Genomic DNA, 18,276 nt, shown 5'->3' with positions numbered 1-18,276 from the left:
GAGTATCTGATGAAACATAAATTATACAAAAAACAACAAGGTGCCGTTCTGCTTTGGGCACTTGCCATACTGTTGGTACTCACCATGTTGAGTATCAGTTCAGTCAAAGTATCCAATGTAAATACGCGAATTGCAGGTAACAGTATGGCTTCAATGATGGTGTTTCAGGGTGTTGAATCCACACTGACTAAGACTGCTAACACAAACTATATTCATCAGGCAGCGATCAATACACCGGGGCGTAACAAAGCAGTACCCAGCACAGACTTACCGAGTGAAGCGGTTAGTGGTGGGAGCCTCACGTCTAGTGCAAGTGTGGCTTATGTTGGCTATGCGCCTTGCCCGGCGGTGAATGGCATTGCGATGTCAACCAACGCATCTCCCAGTGCGGGTGGTGTGACTTGTCAGATTTATCAGGTTGATGCTGAATCACGATTAAGTGGTACCGGTGCAAAAGCTAAGCATTTGCTTGGAATTGCAAAAATAGTACCTCCTACCAATGCGACTTTGAGTAACTAATCGCAATTTACATTGTTAGACAAAATAAAAATAATAGGAAAACGACAATGAGTTTTTGTCATACTATCAAATCAATCACATTGGCTTTTAGCTTATGCTTAGTCTCCTCTTCATTTGCTGAAGATATAGAGATTTTTGCTAATGAAAAAGCACCGAGTGAACCTAACATTCTGTTTGTTCTGGATCAGTCCGGAAGTATGGCTACACCAATCGGAACCTCTGGTGAGACACGTGCTAGCTCGCTCCAGACAGCTTTCAATCAGGTATTGTCCAATACTGATTTGAAGGATCTGAATATTGGATTGATGGGATTCAGTTACTCGTCTAATTTCCCCAGAGTTAATGAATCTGACTGGCCTGCTAGTGCAGGTGTGTATCGTTATGTTGCTGCAAGTGCATGGCCATACCCGCACGGTGTCGCTTTTCCGGTGTCACCTATTGATGCTGCAGCTACTCCAATAATGTTGTCTAACTTATTACCTGCAGCCATGAATGATGGTAATACCATTGGTTACTTTTCGATTGATAATGATAGTCTAGTCAATCCTGTCGATGGCCAGACTGTGCGTGAGTACTTGCCAGATGTTCTCTCGTCCTGGAATGTGAGCGGTGAGACACCAATGTTGGAGTCACTTTATGAGGCAGCACTTTATTTCAGAGGGGAGGAGCCATCGTTTGGTAACGCGCCACCTCATGAAAATCATAGTGCGCACCCGTCGACTTATTCCGGATCAATTCACGCAGTTGTGACAGAAGGGCCTGACGGCAGCTATAACACCTGTGATACACCTGATTGCGGACAAAATTGTGCACTGACAACAGTTCAAAGTAATTGTGCTGCTGGCGTGACTAGCTGTGGACTGGGAACTAACTGTTCGACGGTTTCACAAGATTGGTCGTACACTTGTAACTTATCATCTGAAGCGGCTTGTTTAGCCGATAACCCTGATTACAGTAGTTGTGAGCTAATCAGCTATGATGACTGTAGCTCAACATGCACAGGCGAAAAAGACTATGAAACAGGCGCTTGTTTGGGTGAAACAACCTCAAGTTGCACTGCGAAAAGTTATTACAATTGTAAAATACCTACCGATATAACCACCTGTGACCACAGTAAATATCGCTGTGAAAGGATCAAAGAAACAGTCACTACGGTAACAGATGCTAAATACATTTCACCCATCACCGATGAATGTCAGAGTAACGCAATTATCTTACTCTCTGATGGTCAGCCGTTGAATAGTAATCAGTCAGTCTTAAGTGGAGCCCGCGATAATCTCAAAACACTAATTGGACGCACTGCCGATTGTAGTGATGTCGCGGGGCAAGTGATTCCTAATGTACCCGGAAACACTTTGTCTGATGGTCGTTGTGGTATTGAATTGACAAGTTATTTGGCTAATGAAGATCAGAATGCTGATATTGATGGTGTCAATACTGTTAAAACGTACACGGTCGGTTTTGGGGTCTCTGATAACGCAGGTGCTGAAAATTATCTTCGTTCCCTTGCGACCAATGGCGGTGGAAAATACTACTCAGCCACAGATTCTTCTGCACTAGTTGCAGCATTTCAGGGAATCATTAAGGATATCGACTCAAGCGCACGCAGTTATGCAGCACCAGTCTATACCGTGGATCCGGCTTCATTGTTATCACATAGCAAAGATATTTACTTACCACTGTTTGAGAATAGTGCGCTCCCAAGATGGTCGGGTAATTTAAAGAAATTTAAATTGAATGACAGTGGACAGATCGTCGATAAGAACGGTGTTGAAGCTGTTGATGAAAAAGGAGCACTGAAAGCTTCTGCTATTGATTTTTGGGCTGACACCTCAGGCACTGTAGCAGCTGACTCTAATCCAATTACATCAGGCGGTGCTGCAAGCCAGCTTGACCCGTCTACCCGTAAGGTATTGACAGATGACGGCGGTTCAGCGCTGGTAGCATTAAGCACGACAACGGCAACCAAGTCATTATTAGGTGACGCCAGCATGTCAGACGCTTATCAGAATGAATTGATTCAGTTCATTAAAGGCTATGAATCTGACGGCACGACACCTCGTAAACACCTTGGTGATATCCTCCACAGTAAGCCTACTGTTGTGAGTTATAGTTCACAGCAGGTTGTATTTTTTGGTACTAACGAAGGTTATCTACATGCGATTGATGCAGCTGATGCTACGAGTACAGGAGGCGGTAAAGAAAAGTTTGCCTTTATGCCGAGCGCCTTGCTTAAAAATATCGAAGGCCAAGTAAGCAATACTGAGTTAACTGGTGATCTGCAGAGGATTTATGGTGTAGATGGTTCAATGACGGTTTGGATCAATGATAAAAACAAGAATGGTAAAGTAGATCCAGCTGATGGTGATACAGCATATCTATACTTCGGTCTTCGTCGAGGTGGCAGCCATATGTATGCTCTGGACGTTACCAACCCGGATGCGCCATCACTGCTGTGGAAAATATCAAACACAGATACCGGCTTTTCAAAGTTAGGTGAGACGTGGTCCAAGCCAGTGGTAGCTAAGTTACGTTATAAGCCAAGTAGTACGGCGGCAGCTGTGACTGATGATGTGCTTATCTTCGGCGGTGGTTATGATAACCGTTTAGATGAGCCAGACCGGGCTGCGCGTACAAGTCTTAGTGATACAAAAGGTAACGCGATCTATATTGTAAACGCAAAAACTAAGGCGTTGATTTGGTCATATGAAGGCTTAAATCTGCAGCATAGTGTGCCAGGTAATATTCGTGTGCTAGACCTTGATCGCAATGGGTCAATCGACAGACTTTATTTCGGTGACACCGGTGGGAACATCTGGCGTGTTGACTTAAATGCTGACGATGTTGATGATGATGCGAGCTTGTTTGATGTTAAGAATGATGCCAAAGTCCGTTTGTTTGCGAGCTTAGGTGGTTCTGGAAGCGATTATCGTAAGTTCTTCTATGAGCCTGATGTCTCCTTCTTCAGAAGTGCAGGTAAGTACGTTATCTTGGTTTCAATTGGTAGTGGTCATCGTTCATTACCATTAGGTACCAATATCGAAGATCGTTTTTATGTGCTTTATGACGAGAACGTGCTGAATATTCCTGAAACAGCACCAGCACCTTTAACCGAAGCCGACTTGGCTGCAAGCTCTGCACTTATGGGTGGGAGTTTCCTGCCAAGTTTCAAAGGTTGGTATAAACCGTTGGTAACGGGGAATGGTGAGAAGGTATTAGCATCACCAATCATTTTCTTGAATAAAGTGATGTTTACAACTTTCGCCACCACAGATGCTGCAGTATCGACCGGAGACGAGGATAGTTGTTCTGCTTTTGCTTCTAACCAAACCAGAACCTATGTGCTGGATTTAATGACAGCCGCTGCGACGGTTGATTTAGATGGTGACGGTGTTGTTTCTACCAAAGACGAATCTATTAATATCTCTCACGGTGATATTCTGGATACACCGCAGTTAGTGTTCAACGCTCCAAGTAATTGTACGAGTGAAGGTTGTAACCAACATGTTGATATACGTGTAGGGAAGCGACTGGTTCCTATCATTGACAAAGATACCGTCAACGGAAACGTAGATCTAGGTGATTTCTTACCAAAAGTCTATTGGCTAAATGATTAGTAAATAAAGGTATATAAGCGTGTTAAATAAGAATAAAAAGCAGGGTTTTACCCTGATTGAATTAATGATCACCGTTGCTATATTGGGGATTCTCACATCTGTGGCAGTACCTTCATATATGAAGTATGTGCGTGAATCAAAGCGAACGGAAGCCAAAACCGAGTTGCTGAAAATTGCTCAGCTACAGGAAAGTTATTATGTTCAAAACCTCAGTTATGCAAAGTTCTTAAATGGCAACGGTGGACTGGGTTTTGGTGCCAGAAAAATAAAGACCGAGTCAGGACTTTACAGTATTCAGACGTGGGGCTTAGATAGCGCAAATAAAGCAAATACTTGTAGTGGTGATAATACTAACCCCTGTGTAGGCTACAGAATTCAGGCATTGCCAGTGTCCGGAGCAGGTCAGGACTCTGATGATGCTTGTGCAAAAGGCTTCAGATTGTGGAATACTGGCTTGAAGCAGGCTAAAAGTAGTACTGATAATAACTGGAACAATGCAACCACGATAGAAGAGTGCTGGAACTAGTTACTCCAGTGACTTAATGGTTGGGTAGTTGGCCAAGACTCACCCGGTCATTTCCCGCTAAGTCCTTTATACAATCAACCATTGAAAAGCCTGCCTGAGCCAGTCGTTCAGTGACGGGTTTTCTTTGGTTGTAGCCATGCTCTAACAGTATCCATCCGGATTGCTTAAGATGATGCTTTCCCTTATCAATAATTTCTTTTAGATCAGCCATACCCATTTCATCGGAACACAAAGCCTGTAGTGGTTCATGGCGAATGCCTGTGGTCATGTATGGGTCATCTGGATCGATATAGGGTGGGTTGCTGAGAATCAGATCAAAGTCATCCTCAGAAATGGACTGATACCAATCTGATTTAACGAAGGTGATGTTTGACAGATCTAACTTTTTTTGGTTTTCTTGCGCGATATAAAGCGCTTCGCGAGAATAATCAGTTGCGATAATTGCACAATCTGGCCTCTCGCTTGCGATGGCTATCGAAATAGCGCCAGAGCCTGTTCCTAACTCCAGAATTTTAGGTGATTTAATATTTTCTAGTTTGCTAAGCGCTAGTTCTACCAATAACTCGGTGTCTGCTCTAGGGATAAGAACGTCTGGTGATACCTGTATAGGTAGTGACCAAAACTCCTGATAACCAATGATGTAGGCTACCGGGTAGTCTGTTTTTCTTTGTGATAAGGCATCATTAAACTGGTTGAGTATCGATTCACTGACTTCGACTTCTGGCCAGGCATACAGGTAACTGCGTGGCTTGCCTAAATAGTGACTCAGCAGAATTTCTGCATCCAAACGTGCAGTGTCACTGTGTTTGACGAGTATTTCTGTACCATGTCGGAGTGCGACATCGACTCTCATGATAATTATTCAGCCATAGCGGCAAGCTGGTCTGCCTGATGTTCACTGATTAACGGGTCAATAATTGAATCTAATGCGCCGGCAATTATTTCGTCTAATTTATACAGCGTTAGATTAATACGGTGATCTGTAACGCGGCTTTGTGGGAAGTTATAAGTACGGATGCGCTCCGAACGATCACCACTGCCGACCAAGCTACGGCGTGCTTCAGCTTGTTCATTGTGTTGAGCCTGACGCTCCGCTTCTAAAATGCGCGATTGCAGTAAAGACATCGCACGTGCGCGGTTTTTGTGTTGGGAGCGTTCATCCTGACATTCAACAACTGTACCGGTCGGTAAGTGAGTGATACGAATAGCGGAGTCAGTTTTATTTACGTGTTGTCCGCCAGCGCCTGATGCCCTGAAAGTATCCACACGAATGTCTGAACTTTTAATTTCCTGAGCTTCCACATCATCAATCTCAGGCATGATTGCAACTGTTGCGGCAGAGGTATGTACCCGGCCTTGTGATTCTGTCTCCGGTACACGCTGAACTCGGTGCGCACCGGACTCAAATTTCAGGCGGGAATAAGCACCATTACCGATAATTCTCAACACTGCCTCTTTATAGCCACCATGCTCACCGACATTTTGGCTGATCACTTCAACTTGCCAGCCTCTTGTTTCTGCGTAACGTGAGTACATGCGGAAGAGGTCACCAGCAAAAATGGCTGCCTCATCGCCACCCGTACCTGCGCGTACTTCGAGGAAGATATTACTATCATCATGCGGGTCTTTAGGAAGCAGTAGTATCTGAAGTGTTGATTCAAGCTCTTCGATTTGTTTATCCGCTTCTTTTAATTCTTCCTGAGCTAATTCTTTCATCTCAGGATCATCAAGCATCTCCAGCGCTGTTTCTTTGTTTTCAGTTGCCTGAAGATAGCGTTGATGCTCTCTGACAACAGGCTCTAATTGGCTGTATTCCATGGATAACTTGCGAAAACGATTTTGATCAGCAATCACCTCATTCTCTGAGAGCAATATGGCGATTTCAGCATGACGTTCGCTAAGATTTTCAAGTTTGAGCAGAATGGATGGTTTCACTGAGTGTCTTCTTTGTGATTTTGAGTGTTATCTTCCAACCCAAGCAGTTTTACGGCTGCTTGTAATGTGTCTAAATCACCGGCATGTGCTGCGTGATTCATTGTCTGGGTTGGCATATGACCAATTTTGTTAGTCAACGTATGGGCCAGAAATTGTAACGCGTCCTCCGGCGATTTGCCATTGCGGAGCTGTTGTAGTGCCTTGTTTAGTACTTCTTGTTTGACTGTTTCAAGCTGTGAGCGATAGGACTTCACATGCTGTAATTGTTCTTGCGCGTTTAACCATGACATAAACACCTGTGTTTCATGGCTAATCATATTTTCTGCCATGTCGGCAGCTCGTTTTCTGGTATCTATGTTTTGATCCACGACTGACTGCAGATCATCCACGGTATAGAGATAGATATCGTTTAACTCGCCTACCTCTGGTTCAATATCTCTTGGTACAGCGATATCAACCATAAAAATAGGATTATGCTTTCTTTTCTTTAGCGCTTTCTCAACACTACCTTTACCTATGACCGGAATGGGGGAGGCAGTTGAGGAAATGACAATATCCGCAAACTCTAAATTTGCAGCAATATCAGTTAGCCCTATGATTCGTGCATTGAACTGTTCGCCTAATATTTGTGCGTTCTCAAGGCTGCGGTTGGCGATAATGATTTGTTTTATACCAGCACTATGCAGATGTCTGCCAACCAGTTCGATCGTTTCACCAGCACCGATGAGTAGGGCTGTGTGGCGCCCTAAATCTCCAAAAATCTGTTTGGCCAAATTGACAGCGGTATAAGCCACTGAAACCGGATTCGATCCGATCTCTGTTTCTGTGCGCACTTTCTTGGCAGTAGAGAACGCATGTTGCATGAGGCGATTGAGTTTACTGCCGGTCGCTTTATGATCGGTCGCCGTTTTTAAAGCCGTTTTTAGTTGCCCGAGAATCTGAGGCTCGCCAAGTACCATTGAGTCCAGACCGCTGGCCACTCTAAAGGTATGCTGGATTGCCTCAGCATCAGAAAGTTGGTAGACGTATGGTTTCAGGTTCTCGTTTTCTAACTGATGTTGCTGGGTATACCATTCCTTGAGGGTATCAACCGGTGTGTCATCACTGACGCTTGCATAAACTTCAGTTCTGTTACAGGTCGAAAGGATGAGCTTTTCATCAAAGAGTGGTAGCTCTTCCTGTAGTGTTTTCTCAAGTCGTTGCTCAGTGAATGCGACTTTCTCTCTGATAGAGACGGGAGCAGTTTTATGGTTGATTCCAATAACAACGATCGACATACAGTAAGCATTTTATACGAATTTTCAGGAGGCTAGATTCTCTGTCAGCTACCTGAGGAATACAAGTAGACTTTCAATAATGCGCGTTTAGGAGTATAAAAAAGAGGTTATTCGGGTATAAACAAAGTTTTACCCATGATTTTTTGTGAAAAATGTAGATCCAGTTGGCAGCTTTTTCGAGCACTTCATGCAATCTCGCTGGTCTTATTTAAAAGTTTGCGGTAGAAGTAGTGGTTATTCTACAACAAGCCCCGGATGTTAGAGTGACGTTAATGCGAAAACAATTGGATGTGCGTAATTTTATTATTCTCACAGTAATCAGTGTGTCTTCTTTAGTGAGTGGCTGCGCGGACGCAGAGCTTCCTATGGTGAGTGAGACAAACGCAGCATCGTTGGCCGTCGCCGATGATGTCGTGAGGTCCCCGTCTATCTCTGATGGGCAAAAAATGTATCACGTGATGGCTGCAGAAATGTATCGGTTGCAGGGTGATGATGCAAATGCAACACTGCATTATGAGAGAGCTCTCCCGGGAAATACCGATCCGGAGCTGGCGCGCGTAGCGACTGAAACTGCCGCCCAAACGGAATACTTGGATAAAGCTATCGCCAGTGCGAAACAGTGGGTTGCTCTCGGTGGGGATTTAGTGGAGTCACGTCAGTATTTGGCATTATTACTGCTGAGAGATAACCAGTTCGACGCATCTGCTAAACAGCTCAATCATATCTACCAGCTTATTTCAGAGGGTGATCACGATGGGTTGTCCTTCCTGGCCTCATTAATCTCACTGGAATCTCACCAGAAACAAGCTTTCAAAGCCTTTGAAACTTACGTTAAGTCATACAATGATACGCCTCTGGCTCAGTTGAAGTTAGCGAGTGTTGCCTTAGATCAGCGCAGCTACAGTGAGGTGATATCCCGCGTCGATGCATTGAAAGGTGGCCTAACACCTGAAGAGAATGCAGAAGCTAATGTTCTGAGAAGTAAAGCACTTTATAAGCAGGGCCGTGAAGAAGAATCACTGGATGTCATGAGTAACTTAGTCACATCTCCTGATGTTGATGATGTTAGCCGTCTTGAATATGCCAGACTGTTAATGCTCAATGATGATCAGCAGGGCGCAATTGATCAATTAAGTATTATCTATCAAAACTCGCCGGGTAATCTGGAGGTACTAAAATCTTTGGTTGCACTGCACATTGCTCAAGGGCAGTACGTTCAGGCTGAGAAAAATGCCCGCATACTGGCAGAAAACGTTGTATACGAAAATCTGGCGCATCACTTTTTAGCAGAAATACATGAAAGCCGGAATGAGATGGATGCTGCTTTGAGAGAGTATCGTGATGTTGGTGAAGGGCAATATTTCAGTAGTGCACAAAGACGAATTTCTGAGCTACTGGTCGAACAATATAGTTTAGATATTGCTGAGGAATGGCTACAGGGTCAGCGTGAATCAGCAGTGTCTCCCGATCAGAAGCTACTTTATTGGCGTCTGGAAGCGGAGTTATTGGTTAAATACGGTGATGCCCAAGGCGCTGTTGGTGCTTTTGAGAAGGCTTACCAGATAGACCCCAATAACAGTAATATGAATTATCAGTTCGCTATCATTGCTCAAAGTATTGGTCAAATAGAGCGTGCAGAGGATTTGTTGGCAGAGATTATCGTGCGGGAACCTGCTAATGCTGATGCATTAAATGCATTAGGGTTTATGCTACTCGAGAAGACAGATCGTCTTGAAGATGCAGCTGCCTACATATCAAAAGCACATGAGTTGCGTCCCGAAGATGTGGCTATAATTGATAGCCTGGGCTGGCTGAAGTATAAGCAGGGTGATTTAAAAGGAGCGATGTCTTTGTTGATGAGCGCCTATGAGCAATCTGAAGATCCGGAAATAGCAAGTCATTTGATCCAGGTAATGATTATGCAAGGGCAACAGCAGGAAGCTAAAGCCCTACTAGTGCGTATGATTCAGCAGTACCCTGATGATGAGCGCCTGAAGTCCATGCAGAAAAAAATATTCGATATATAATGGGTTCCGCACAGTTTAATAGTAAACAATAACCATGGAAGGAAAATCCAATGAATAAACTGAAGTCGTTAGCAGCACTTACTGCTATTGGTACGTCTCTGGCTGGCTGTTCAGTACAGACCGTCAATACCGCTCCGGCTGCTACCGTTACCAAACCTAAGCCGGTCGCTGTTGCGAACCCCTGGCAGCAGCGTCAGATTGCGATGAATAATATGCAGTCTTGGGATATGAGTGGAAGAGCCGCACTGCGCTTTCAGGGTGATGCTTGGACGTTTGGCCTGAATTGGCTCCAGAAAAATAAACAACAATATACATTGCAGATTAAAAACCCCATCACCGGAACACTTGTTGCTGTCCTTGACCAGAGTCCGGGCAAAGCAGTCCTGAGATCGCAAGGTAAAGTTCATACAGGAACAGATGCTGAACGTCTTCTTGAGCAGCAAATGCGCGTAAAAATGCCAGTTAATGGTATGCCGTATTGGGTAAGAGGCGTTATGGCTCCTCAATACCCGGTTGGACAAGTTAAGCTTGACGGACAAGGTCGTCCAACACAGATTATTCAGTCAGGTTGGGTCATAGATTATTCTTCATACCAAGGAAACAGCTACGCAGCATTGCCAGGCAAGATTAATATTTCCCGAGCACAGGATAAAGTGAATGTAAGGGTATTGGCTAAGCAATGGAAAACCCGATAAACCCAGTCTGGCGTTTACCCGCACCTGCGAAACTAAACCTCTTCCTGCATATTACTGGTAGGCGGGAAGATGGTTATCATAATCTACAGACAGTGTTCCAGTTGTTGGATTACTCTGATCAGGTAAGTTTGTCATTGCGAGATGATGGTGTGATATCGCGGACCAATGGTTTGTCTGATGTCGCACCAAAGGATGATCTAATTGTCCGTGCTGCTCAGGCATTAAAAGATTACACAGGCACCGGTTACGGTGCGAATGTGGGAGTGGAGAAGTTATTGCCGGTGGGTGGTGGTATTGGTGGTGGTAGCTCAGACGCTGCCACAACCTTACTGGGGCTCAATGCGATGTGGCAATGTAACCTCAGTCATTCAGAGCTGATGTCAATTGCAGCAACATTGGGTGCAGATGTTCCGGTATTCGTGAATGGGTATAGTGCTTGGGCAGAGGGTATTGGTGAGGATTTAACAGCGTTGGATTTGCCGGAGGTATGGTTCCTAGTGATACATCCGGGGGTATTTATTTCAACAGCGAAACTTTTTTCATCAGAGGTGTTGACAAGGGATAAACCCATCCTTAGAATACGCGACTTTCCTGATGCAGACAGCGAGAACGTCTTCGAGTCAGTGGTCAGGAAAACGTATTCTGAAGTCGATAAATCGCTTAATTGGTTGAGTAAGTATTCAACAGCGAAAATGACGGGAACAGGCAGTTGTTTGTTTGCATCCTTCGAGTCACTTCAGGAAGCCGAAGTTGTGTTAGAGAAGGTTCCGGATGAGTGGAGTGCTTTTATAGCAAAAGCAGTTAACACGTCACCGTTACTCAAAGCACTGAAGCTATACGCAGATAAAAAATAGTTTCATTTGATGGGTCGTCGCCAAGTGGTAAGGCACCGGGTTTTGATCTCGGCATTCGTAGGTTCGAACCCTACCGACCCAGCCATTATTTCCGATAAAAGTCTGCTCTAAGCAGACTTTTTTCATTTAGGAAGAGACTAATCATGTCCGAGATAAGCAGGATGATGATTTTCGCAGGTAATGCGAATCCAATGCTAGCACAAGAAGTTGCAGACTGTGTTGGTGTCCCTCTTGGCAGATTGCAGCTAAGCCGTTTCAGTGATGGCGAAGTGCATGCCGAAGTCCTTGAAAATGTTCGTGGCCAGGATGTCTTTGTTGTACAGCCAACGTGTGCACCAACGAATGATAATCTCATGGAGCTTCTTATTTTGGTTGATGCACTATACAGAGCGTCAGCAGGAAGGATCACAGCGGTTATCCCTTACTACGGTTACGCGCGCCAAGACCGAAGAGTTCGCTCTCGTCGCGTTCCTATTTCCGCCAAGCTCGTTGCTGATATGCTGTCTACCAGTCATGTAGACCGTGTACTGACTATTGATCTGCATTCTGATCAGATTCAAGGTTTCTTTGACTTACCCGTAGACAATATCTACGCCTCAGGTGTGATGCGTCAGGATATTCTTAGTAAGAATTATGATGACCTAATGGTTGTATCACCAGACGTTGGTGGTGTTGTTCGTGCACGTGCATTGTCAAAAACATTAGGTGACGTCGATCTAGCGATCATTGATAAGCGTCGCCCGGAGCCGAATGTCTCTGCGGTTATGAACATCATTGGTGATGTCAATGGAAAGACCTGTGTATTAATCGATGACTTGGTGGATACAGCAGGTACTTTGTGCCATGCGGCTGAAGCGTTGAAAGAGAAGGGTGCTAAGAAAGTGGTCGCGTATGCGACGCACGCAGTATTCTCCGGTCCTGCAGTTGACAATATCAGTGGCTCACAGCTCGACGAAGTTGTGGTTAGTAATTCCATACCGCTGTCTGTACAAGCGCAGCAGTGTGAGAAGATCCGTCAGCTGACGGTTGCGCAGGTGCTTGCAGATACGATGCAGCATATTAACCTTGATCAGTCGGTTAGTGACTTGTTCGGGGAAGTATAATTTTTTGTCGGTTGGTGCAATTTGGTCGCGAATGCATCGGTCGTTTTATTAAAGTCCTAACGGACATTTTTAGTTATCTGGAGATCCCATGGCTAATTCATACACTCTAGACGCAGTATTGCGTACAGACTCAGGCAAAGGTGCGAGCCGCCGCCTGCGTCGCACTGGTAAAGTTCCTGCTATCGTTTACGGTGGTGAAGGCGAAGCTGTTTCTATCAGCCTTGCTGAGAACCAGCTGGTTCGTCACTTACAGGAAGAGCAATTCTATTCTTCAATCATCAACCTGAACATTGACGGTAGCGCTGAGAAAGTATTGCTACGTGACTTGCAACGTCATCCTGCACGTCCAGTTGTTTTGCATGCTGATTTACAGCGTGTAAGCTCTAACGAGAAGATCAAGGTTGTTGTACAGTTACACTTCGTTAACGAAGATGCGTGTGCTGGTGTTAAGACTGATGGTGGTAAAATCAGTAAAGCCATGATGGATCTTGAAGTATATTGCTTACCTAAAGATATTCCTGAGTTTGTTGAAGTTGATGTGATTGATCTGAAAGTGGGTGAGTCTATTCATATTTCTGATCTGAAGCTTCCGGAAGGTGTTGAATCTGTTCAGTTGGCTCATGGTGAAGATCATGACTTGTCAATTGCGACTGTCACCAAGTAAGTAACAAACAGGAGTCCCAATACGTGGCTGGTTCAGCGATAAAACTGATCGCGGGTCTTGGTAATCCTGGTACTAAGTATGACGGAACCCGGCACAATGCCGGGTTTTGGTTTGTTGATGAGCTTGCTCGTCGATACAATGGTATATTTAAGGTTGAGAGCCGCTTCTCTGGCGAGTGCTGCAAGATTGACATTGCGGGCTCAACTGTCTGGCTTCTTAAGCCATCAACCTTTATGAATCGCAGTGGTTTATCGGTTAAACAACTGTCGTCATTTTTCAAAATTTCTCCCAATGAAATTCTAATCGCTCACGATGAGTTAGATATTCTTCCCGGTACAGTGCGTCTGAAAAATGGCGGTGGTCACGGCGGGCATAATGGCCTTCGCGATTTACATGCTCAGATAGGCAAAGATTATTGGCGCTTACGTCTGGGTATCGGACATCCCGGTGATGCAAAGAAAGTCGCTGATTATGTGTTGTCGCGTCCATCTGCCTCTGATGAAATAGAGATTCGTCGGACGATCGATGATGCGGCTGATGAGATTGAAAGAATTGTTATTGGTGATATGCAGAAGGTTATGAACACTCTGCACACAAAATAGTTAAGGTAACGATCATGGGTTTTAAATGTGGAATCGTTGGTTTGCCAAATGTGGGCAAATCGACTCTATTCAATGCTTTGACTAAAGCTGGAATTCAGGCTGAAAACTATCCGTTTTGTACAATTGAGCCCAACGTCGGTATTGTGCCTGTACCTGACCTACGTTTGCAGGCGCTGGCTGATATTGTGAAGCCTAAAGAGCGGATTATTCCAACAACAATGGAGTTTGTGGATATCGCAGGCTTGGTCGAAGGAGCATCAAAAGGTGAAGGCTTAGGGAACAAGTTTTTGTCCCATATTCGTGAGACAGATGCGATTGCTCAGGTCGTTCGTTGCTTTGAGAATGATGACATCATTCACGTGAATGGAAAAGTTGATCCGCTGGCAGATATCGAAACAATCAATACTGAGCTGGCACTGGCTGACCTTGACTCTGTTGAGCGCGCAATTACACGTGTAACGAAAAACACACGCTCTGGTAACAAAGACGCCCTCGCCCAAAAAGAGCTCTATGAGCGTTTGTATGAACATTTAGGTGAAGCTAAACCAGCACGTTCGTTCGATTTTACAGATGATGAGCGACTATTGGTTCGTGAGTTAACGCTGATTACAATTAAACCGCTATTATTTATTGCTAATGTTAATGATGATGGTTTTGAGAATAACCCGTTGCTGGATTCGGTGAGAAAACAAGCTGAAACAGAGGGGGCTGAATTGGTCGTTGTCTGTGCTTCACTAGAAGAAGAGTTGTCCCAATTGGATGATGAGGATCAGCAGGAGTTTTTGGCTGATCTCGGCTTAGAAGAGCCGGGCTTAAATCGGGTTATTCGTGCAGGATATAGCATGTTGAATCTTCAGACCTTCTTTACTGCAGGTGAGAAAGAAGTACGCGCATGGACCGTTGCAGTCGGTGCTACTGCCCCTAATGGTGCCGGACGTATACATACTGACTTTGAGCGAGGCTTTATTCGCGCAGAGGTAGTTGGCTACGATGATTACATTGAGTGTAATGGTGAAGCGGGCGCAAAAGATGCCGGAAAGTGGCGTCTGGAAGGTAAGGATTACATCATGCAGGAAGGCGATGTGGTTCATTTTAGATTTAATGTATAAACACGGTTGACAGCCGTCGGGGATATCGCTATATTTCGCACCCTCGACGAATTGATTGGCTACATAGCTCAGCTGGTTAGAGCACATCACTCATAATGATGGGGTCCCAGGTTCGAATCCCGGTGTAGCCACCATTACACAGTTTCTTAATAATTAAGAAACGCCAAAAATACCCGGTTTTCCGGGTTTTTTTGTGCCTGTAAAAAAGCCACTCACATAGAATCCATTACCCCTTATCCATAGCGGTGTTAGTACCATAGATATCAGTACCTTTTAGTAGTGTTAATATTATTCAATTGGTGTGCATTGGCTTTAAGAACGATACTTAGATAGCATATCGACGGTCATGAATTATTAAGGACTATGTTAGAGCCTAACGGCTTGAATCTAGAGCTAATTACATTCAGATTGGTATCTTCTTTATCAATATGTTCAGCAATACAAATTCTGGGGATGATTTAAACGTAAAAGCATATTATTATGACGTACTTTTGCGGCGCAATACTTAGCTCGAAAGGGCTTTCGCTCCGCGTGACTTTGCATTTATATCAGGAGAAAGCTAGTGGAATTATCCGGAGCCAAGATTTTCGTTGAGAGTCTGAAGGCAGAGGGCGTGGATACTATTTTTGGATATCCTGGTGGCGCAGTACTGTTTTTGTATGATGAGCTAGATAAAGCGGCTGCTGACATTGACCATATCCTAGTCCGTCACGAACAAGCAGCAATTCATGCCGCGGAAGGCTACGCAAAATCTACCAATAAGGTGGGTGTTGCAATCGTTACCTCCGGACCAGGTGCTACCAACGCAGTGACTGGTATAGCAGATGCGCATTTGGACTCTGTTCCATTGGTTGTGTTTACAGGTCAGGTACCCCGTGCTTTGATTGGAAACGATGCGTTTCAGGAAGTTGATATCATCGGCATTACACGTCCTTGTGTTAAGCATAACTTTTTGGTGAAGTCGCTTGAAGATTTAGCGCCGACTATCAAAAAAGCTTTTTACATAGCCAGTACCGGTCGTCCAGGGCCTGTGTTGATTGATATCCCCAAGGATATTACTGACGGCAAGGAAAAGTGTGAATTTGAGTACCCTGAAGAGGTCAACATTCGCTCTTATAATCCTAATAACAAAGGCAATCCGAGACAAATTCGTCTGGCTGCTGACGCTTTGTTAGAAGCTAAAACACCGATTTTGTATACCGGTGGCGGCGTTATCCTATCCGGAGCCTCAAGTGAGCTGACAGAGCTCGCTAGAATGCTTAACTATCCTGTTACCAACACGTTAATGGGCTTGGGCGCGTTTCCTGCCAGCGATCCGCAGTTCGTTGGGATGCTTGGTATGCATGGGACGTATGAAGCTAATATGGCAATGCATAAGTCTGATTTGGTGGTTGCGATCGGATCTCGCTTCGATGACCGCGTAACCGGGAATATTGAAAAGTTTTGCCCGAATGCAAAAATCATCCATGTAGATATTGATCCGGCTTCTATTTCAAAAAATGTCATGGTTGATATCCCTATCGTGGGTGATGTGAAGCAGGTGTTGGCTGATTTAATCGATGAGCTTAAGAAGCGCAACGAAAAACCGGATAAAGAGGCAAATACTGAGTGGTGGAATACTATCAACGAGTGGCGTAAGACAGACTGTCTGCGTTATGACCAAGGCGAAGAACTCATTACAGCGCAGTATGTCATTGATAAGCTGTGGCAACTGACCCATGGCGATGCCTTTGTTTGTTCAGATGTCGGACAACACCAGATGTGGGCGGCACAGTATTATCGCTTTGATAAGCCGAACCGTTGGATCAATTCTGGCGGTTTAGGGACAATGGGATTCGGCTTACCATCAGCCATGGGTGTTCAGTTGGCACATCCGGATGAAACAGTTGCTTGTATTACGGGTGATGGCAGTATCCAGATGTGTATTCAGGAGCTGGCAACCTGCCTGCAGTATCAATTACCTCTGAATATTATTTCTTTGAATAATGGATATCTTGGTATGGTTCGTCAGTGGCAAGAGTTTTTCTATCAAAAACGCTACGCCATGTCATACATGGATTCGTTACCGGATTTTGTCAAGTTAGCTGAGGCTTATGGCCATGTAGGCTTACAAATTAAGAATCCGGCTGATGTAGAGGGTGCTTTAAAAGAAGCGATTGACAACAAGCAACGTTTGTACTTTCTGGACTTCATTACGAATCCTGAAGAGAATGTTTATCCGATGATTCCTGCAGGCGCAGGGCAGAATGAAATGATTTTGGTATAGCCCTATGCGACATGTAATTTCAATTTTAATGGAAAATGAATCAGGTGCGTTGTCTCGTGTAGTCGGCTTGTTTTCAGCACGTGGTTACAATATCGAGTCACTGTCTGTGGCACCGACGGACGATGATAGTCTATCTCGCCTAACTCTGGTAACCAGTGGTAGTGAGCAGATCATTGAGCAAATTATCAAGCAACTGAACAAGCTTATTGAGATCGTTAAGGTTTCAGATTTGTCGGACTTCAAATATATTGAACGTGAGATGATGTTATTGAAAGTTGAGGCAAAACATACTGATGCGATTACATCGATCAAACAAGTAGCCGATATATTCAGAGGTAAAATTATTGATCTAAGCAATAAAACGTTTACTATTGAAGTGTCAGGTCAAGGCGAGAAGCTCGATGCCTTTCTTGAAGCGATGCAGGATCAGATAATAATCGAGGTTGTCCGCTCTGGATGTATTGGTATAGCTCGAGGTAGTAACTCGCTTAAAATATAAGTAAGTAGTCTAGACTTTATATACTTCATAAGGCCAGACGAGTTAATTTGTCTGGCTTTTTTATTGGCGTAGTAAAAAAGTCGGTTTGTTGCTTTCAGTAATAATGCCGTGGCTTAACAACCATTCAACTTCATCGACAGTATCGTCTTGATACCATGCTGCGCAAGATCCAAGGCGGAAACTATATCCCCAACTATCCATGTCTTTCATCATCATTTTAGCGCCCATACACGTTAACTCATTGGATAGGATGATCTGTAAATAACATACAGCGTTTTCCTCATCAGCAGTGCCTCCGGCATTGGTGTGGAGTTCACGACGACGACTCTGATCCATACAAATGTAATGGCAGCTTTCATGCAGGATTGAGTGTAGGGGAGTGTCAGTGCGGGCATAGACTTGATCTGCGATAAGCCCTGCCTCGTCATCACCCCAGAAACTGCCGGGTATGTCTGTGTTGTCATGTGTGAGGTTGAGTGTTAAGCCATACTGGCTTAGCAGTTTTGCGACTTCATTAAAGTCAGCATCCCTGAGTCTGATCACATCTTGATGAGCAGGTATACTCGAAACATCTGATGACATT

16 protein-coding genes and 2 tRNA genes are annotated in these 18,276 nt (G+C 44.5%); 14 read left to right on the top strand and 4 right to left on the bottom strand.

Going from position 1 to position 18,276, the window contains the following annotated elements; genetic code table 11:
* Positions 1-9: 9 nt before the first annotated feature.
* From DKW60_RS07010 to DKW60_RS07000, 3 genes are read left to right on the top strand one after another with little or no spacing between them, the layout of a single operon-like run.
* Entirely contained in the window at positions 10-519 is a 510-nt protein-coding gene (locus tag DKW60_RS07010) for a pilus assembly PilX family protein (RefSeq protein WP_109836932.1), read from the top strand.
* Between the two features lie 47 nt (positions 520-566).
* Positions 567-4,136 carry a pilus assembly protein gene (locus tag DKW60_RS07005; RefSeq protein ID WP_109836931.1) on the top strand — a complete coding sequence of 1,190 codons (3,570 nt, stop codon included), beginning with the start codon at positions 567-569 and terminating at the stop codon, positions 4,134-4,136.
* 19 nt (positions 4,137-4,155) lie between these two features.
* Positions 4,156-4,662: a type IV pilin protein gene (locus DKW60_RS07000; RefSeq protein WP_146203443.1), complete on the top strand. Its 507-nt coding sequence runs from the start codon at positions 4,156-4,158 to the stop codon at positions 4,660-4,662.
* A 13-nt stretch (positions 4,663-4,675) separates the two neighbouring features.
* Here the strand turns inward: DKW60_RS07000 and prmC are convergent, their stop codons facing one another.
* Genes prmC through hemA form a run of 3 tightly spaced genes read right to left on the bottom strand, consistent with a single transcriptional unit; the run spans position 4,676 to position 7,874 of the window.
* Entirely contained in the window at positions 4,676-5,515 is an 840-nt protein-coding gene (prmC, locus tag DKW60_RS06995; RefSeq protein ID WP_109836930.1) for a peptide chain release factor N(5)-glutamine methyltransferase, read from the bottom strand.
* Between the two features lie 5 nt (positions 5,516-5,520).
* A complete protein-coding gene (gene prfA / locus DKW60_RS06990; RefSeq protein WP_109836929.1) occupies positions 5,521-6,597 on the bottom strand; it encodes a peptide chain release factor 1 in 1,077 nt (358 codons plus the stop codon).
* On the bottom strand, positions 6,594-7,874 hold the full coding sequence (hemA, locus tag DKW60_RS06985) for a glutamyl-tRNA reductase (protein ID WP_109836928.1): 1,281 nt from the start codon (positions 7,872-7,874) through the stop codon (positions 6,594-6,596). Before hemA ends, prfA begins: the two co-directional genes overlap by 4 nt.
* A gap of 272 nt (positions 7,875-8,146) precedes the next feature.
* Here hemA and DKW60_RS06980 point away from each other — a divergent pair, with 272 nt between their 5' ends.
* The 11 genes from DKW60_RS06980 (at position 8,147) to ilvN (ending at position 17,693) form a co-directional block, all read left to right on the top strand.
* A complete protein-coding gene (locus DKW60_RS06980; protein WP_109836927.1) occupies positions 8,147-9,901 on the top strand; it encodes a tetratricopeptide repeat protein in 1,755 nt (584 codons plus the stop codon).
* 50 nt (positions 9,902-9,951) lie between these two features.
* On the top strand, positions 9,952-10,596 hold the full coding sequence (lolB, locus tag DKW60_RS06975) for a lipoprotein insertase outer membrane protein LolB (RefSeq protein WP_109836926.1): 645 nt from the start codon (positions 9,952-9,954) through the stop codon (positions 10,594-10,596).
* Entirely contained in the window at positions 10,581-11,450 is an 870-nt protein-coding gene (gene ispE, locus DKW60_RS06970; RefSeq protein ID WP_109836925.1) for a 4-(cytidine 5'-diphospho)-2-C-methyl-D-erythritol kinase, read from the top strand. Before lolB ends, ispE begins: the two co-directional genes overlap by 16 nt.
* A gap of 10 nt (positions 11,451-11,460) precedes the next feature.
* A tRNA-Gln gene (locus DKW60_RS06965) sits at positions 11,461-11,535 on the top strand.
* Positions 11,536-11,593: 58 nt separating this feature from the next.
* Entirely contained in the window at positions 11,594-12,553 is a 960-nt protein-coding gene (locus DKW60_RS06960; protein ID WP_425451307.1) for a ribose-phosphate pyrophosphokinase, read from the top strand.
* A gap of 88 nt (positions 12,554-12,641) precedes the next feature.
* The gene (locus DKW60_RS06955) at positions 12,642-13,217 is read left to right on the top strand and encodes a 50S ribosomal protein L25/general stress protein Ctc (protein WP_109836923.1); all 576 of its coding nucleotides are present in this window, start codon (positions 12,642-12,644) and stop codon (positions 13,215-13,217) included.
* 23 nt (positions 13,218-13,240) lie between these two features.
* The gene (gene pth / locus DKW60_RS06950; RefSeq protein WP_219988658.1) at positions 13,241-13,819 is read left to right on the top strand and encodes an aminoacyl-tRNA hydrolase; all 579 of its coding nucleotides are present in this window, start codon (positions 13,241-13,243) and stop codon (positions 13,817-13,819) included.
* A 14-nt stretch (positions 13,820-13,833) separates the two neighbouring features.
* Positions 13,834-14,928 carry a redox-regulated ATPase YchF gene (ychF, locus tag DKW60_RS06945; RefSeq protein WP_109836922.1) on the top strand — a complete coding sequence of 365 codons (1,095 nt, stop codon included), beginning with the start codon at positions 13,834-13,836 and terminating at the stop codon, positions 14,926-14,928.
* A 57-nt stretch (positions 14,929-14,985) separates the two neighbouring features.
* Positions 14,986-15,062, top strand: a tRNA-Met gene (locus DKW60_RS06940).
* 428 nt (positions 15,063-15,490) lie between these two features.
* Entirely contained in the window at positions 15,491-17,194 is a 1,704-nt protein-coding gene (ilvB, locus tag DKW60_RS06935; protein WP_109836921.1) for a biosynthetic-type acetolactate synthase large subunit, read from the top strand.
* A gap of 4 nt (positions 17,195-17,198) precedes the next feature.
* Complete coding sequence (ilvN, locus tag DKW60_RS06930; protein WP_109836920.1) at positions 17,199-17,693, top strand: acetolactate synthase small subunit; 495 nt, start codon at positions 17,199-17,201, stop codon at positions 17,691-17,693.
* Between the two features lie 60 nt (positions 17,694-17,753).
* Here ilvN and DKW60_RS06925 read toward each other — a convergent pair whose 3' ends face one another.
* Positions 17,754-18,275: a hypothetical protein gene (locus DKW60_RS06925; RefSeq protein ID WP_245929610.1), complete on the bottom strand. Its 522-nt coding sequence runs from the start codon at positions 18,273-18,275 to the stop codon at positions 17,754-17,756.
* Position 18,276 lies beyond the last annotated feature (1 nt).

The organism is Leucothrix pacifica (assembly GCF_003172875.1).
GTDB classification, from domain to species: domain Bacteria; phylum Pseudomonadota; class Gammaproteobacteria; order Thiotrichales; family Thiotrichaceae; genus Leucothrix; species Leucothrix pacifica.
Note: the sequence above shows the minus strand (reverse complement) of the source record. Positions and strands in the feature narration are given on the sequence as shown.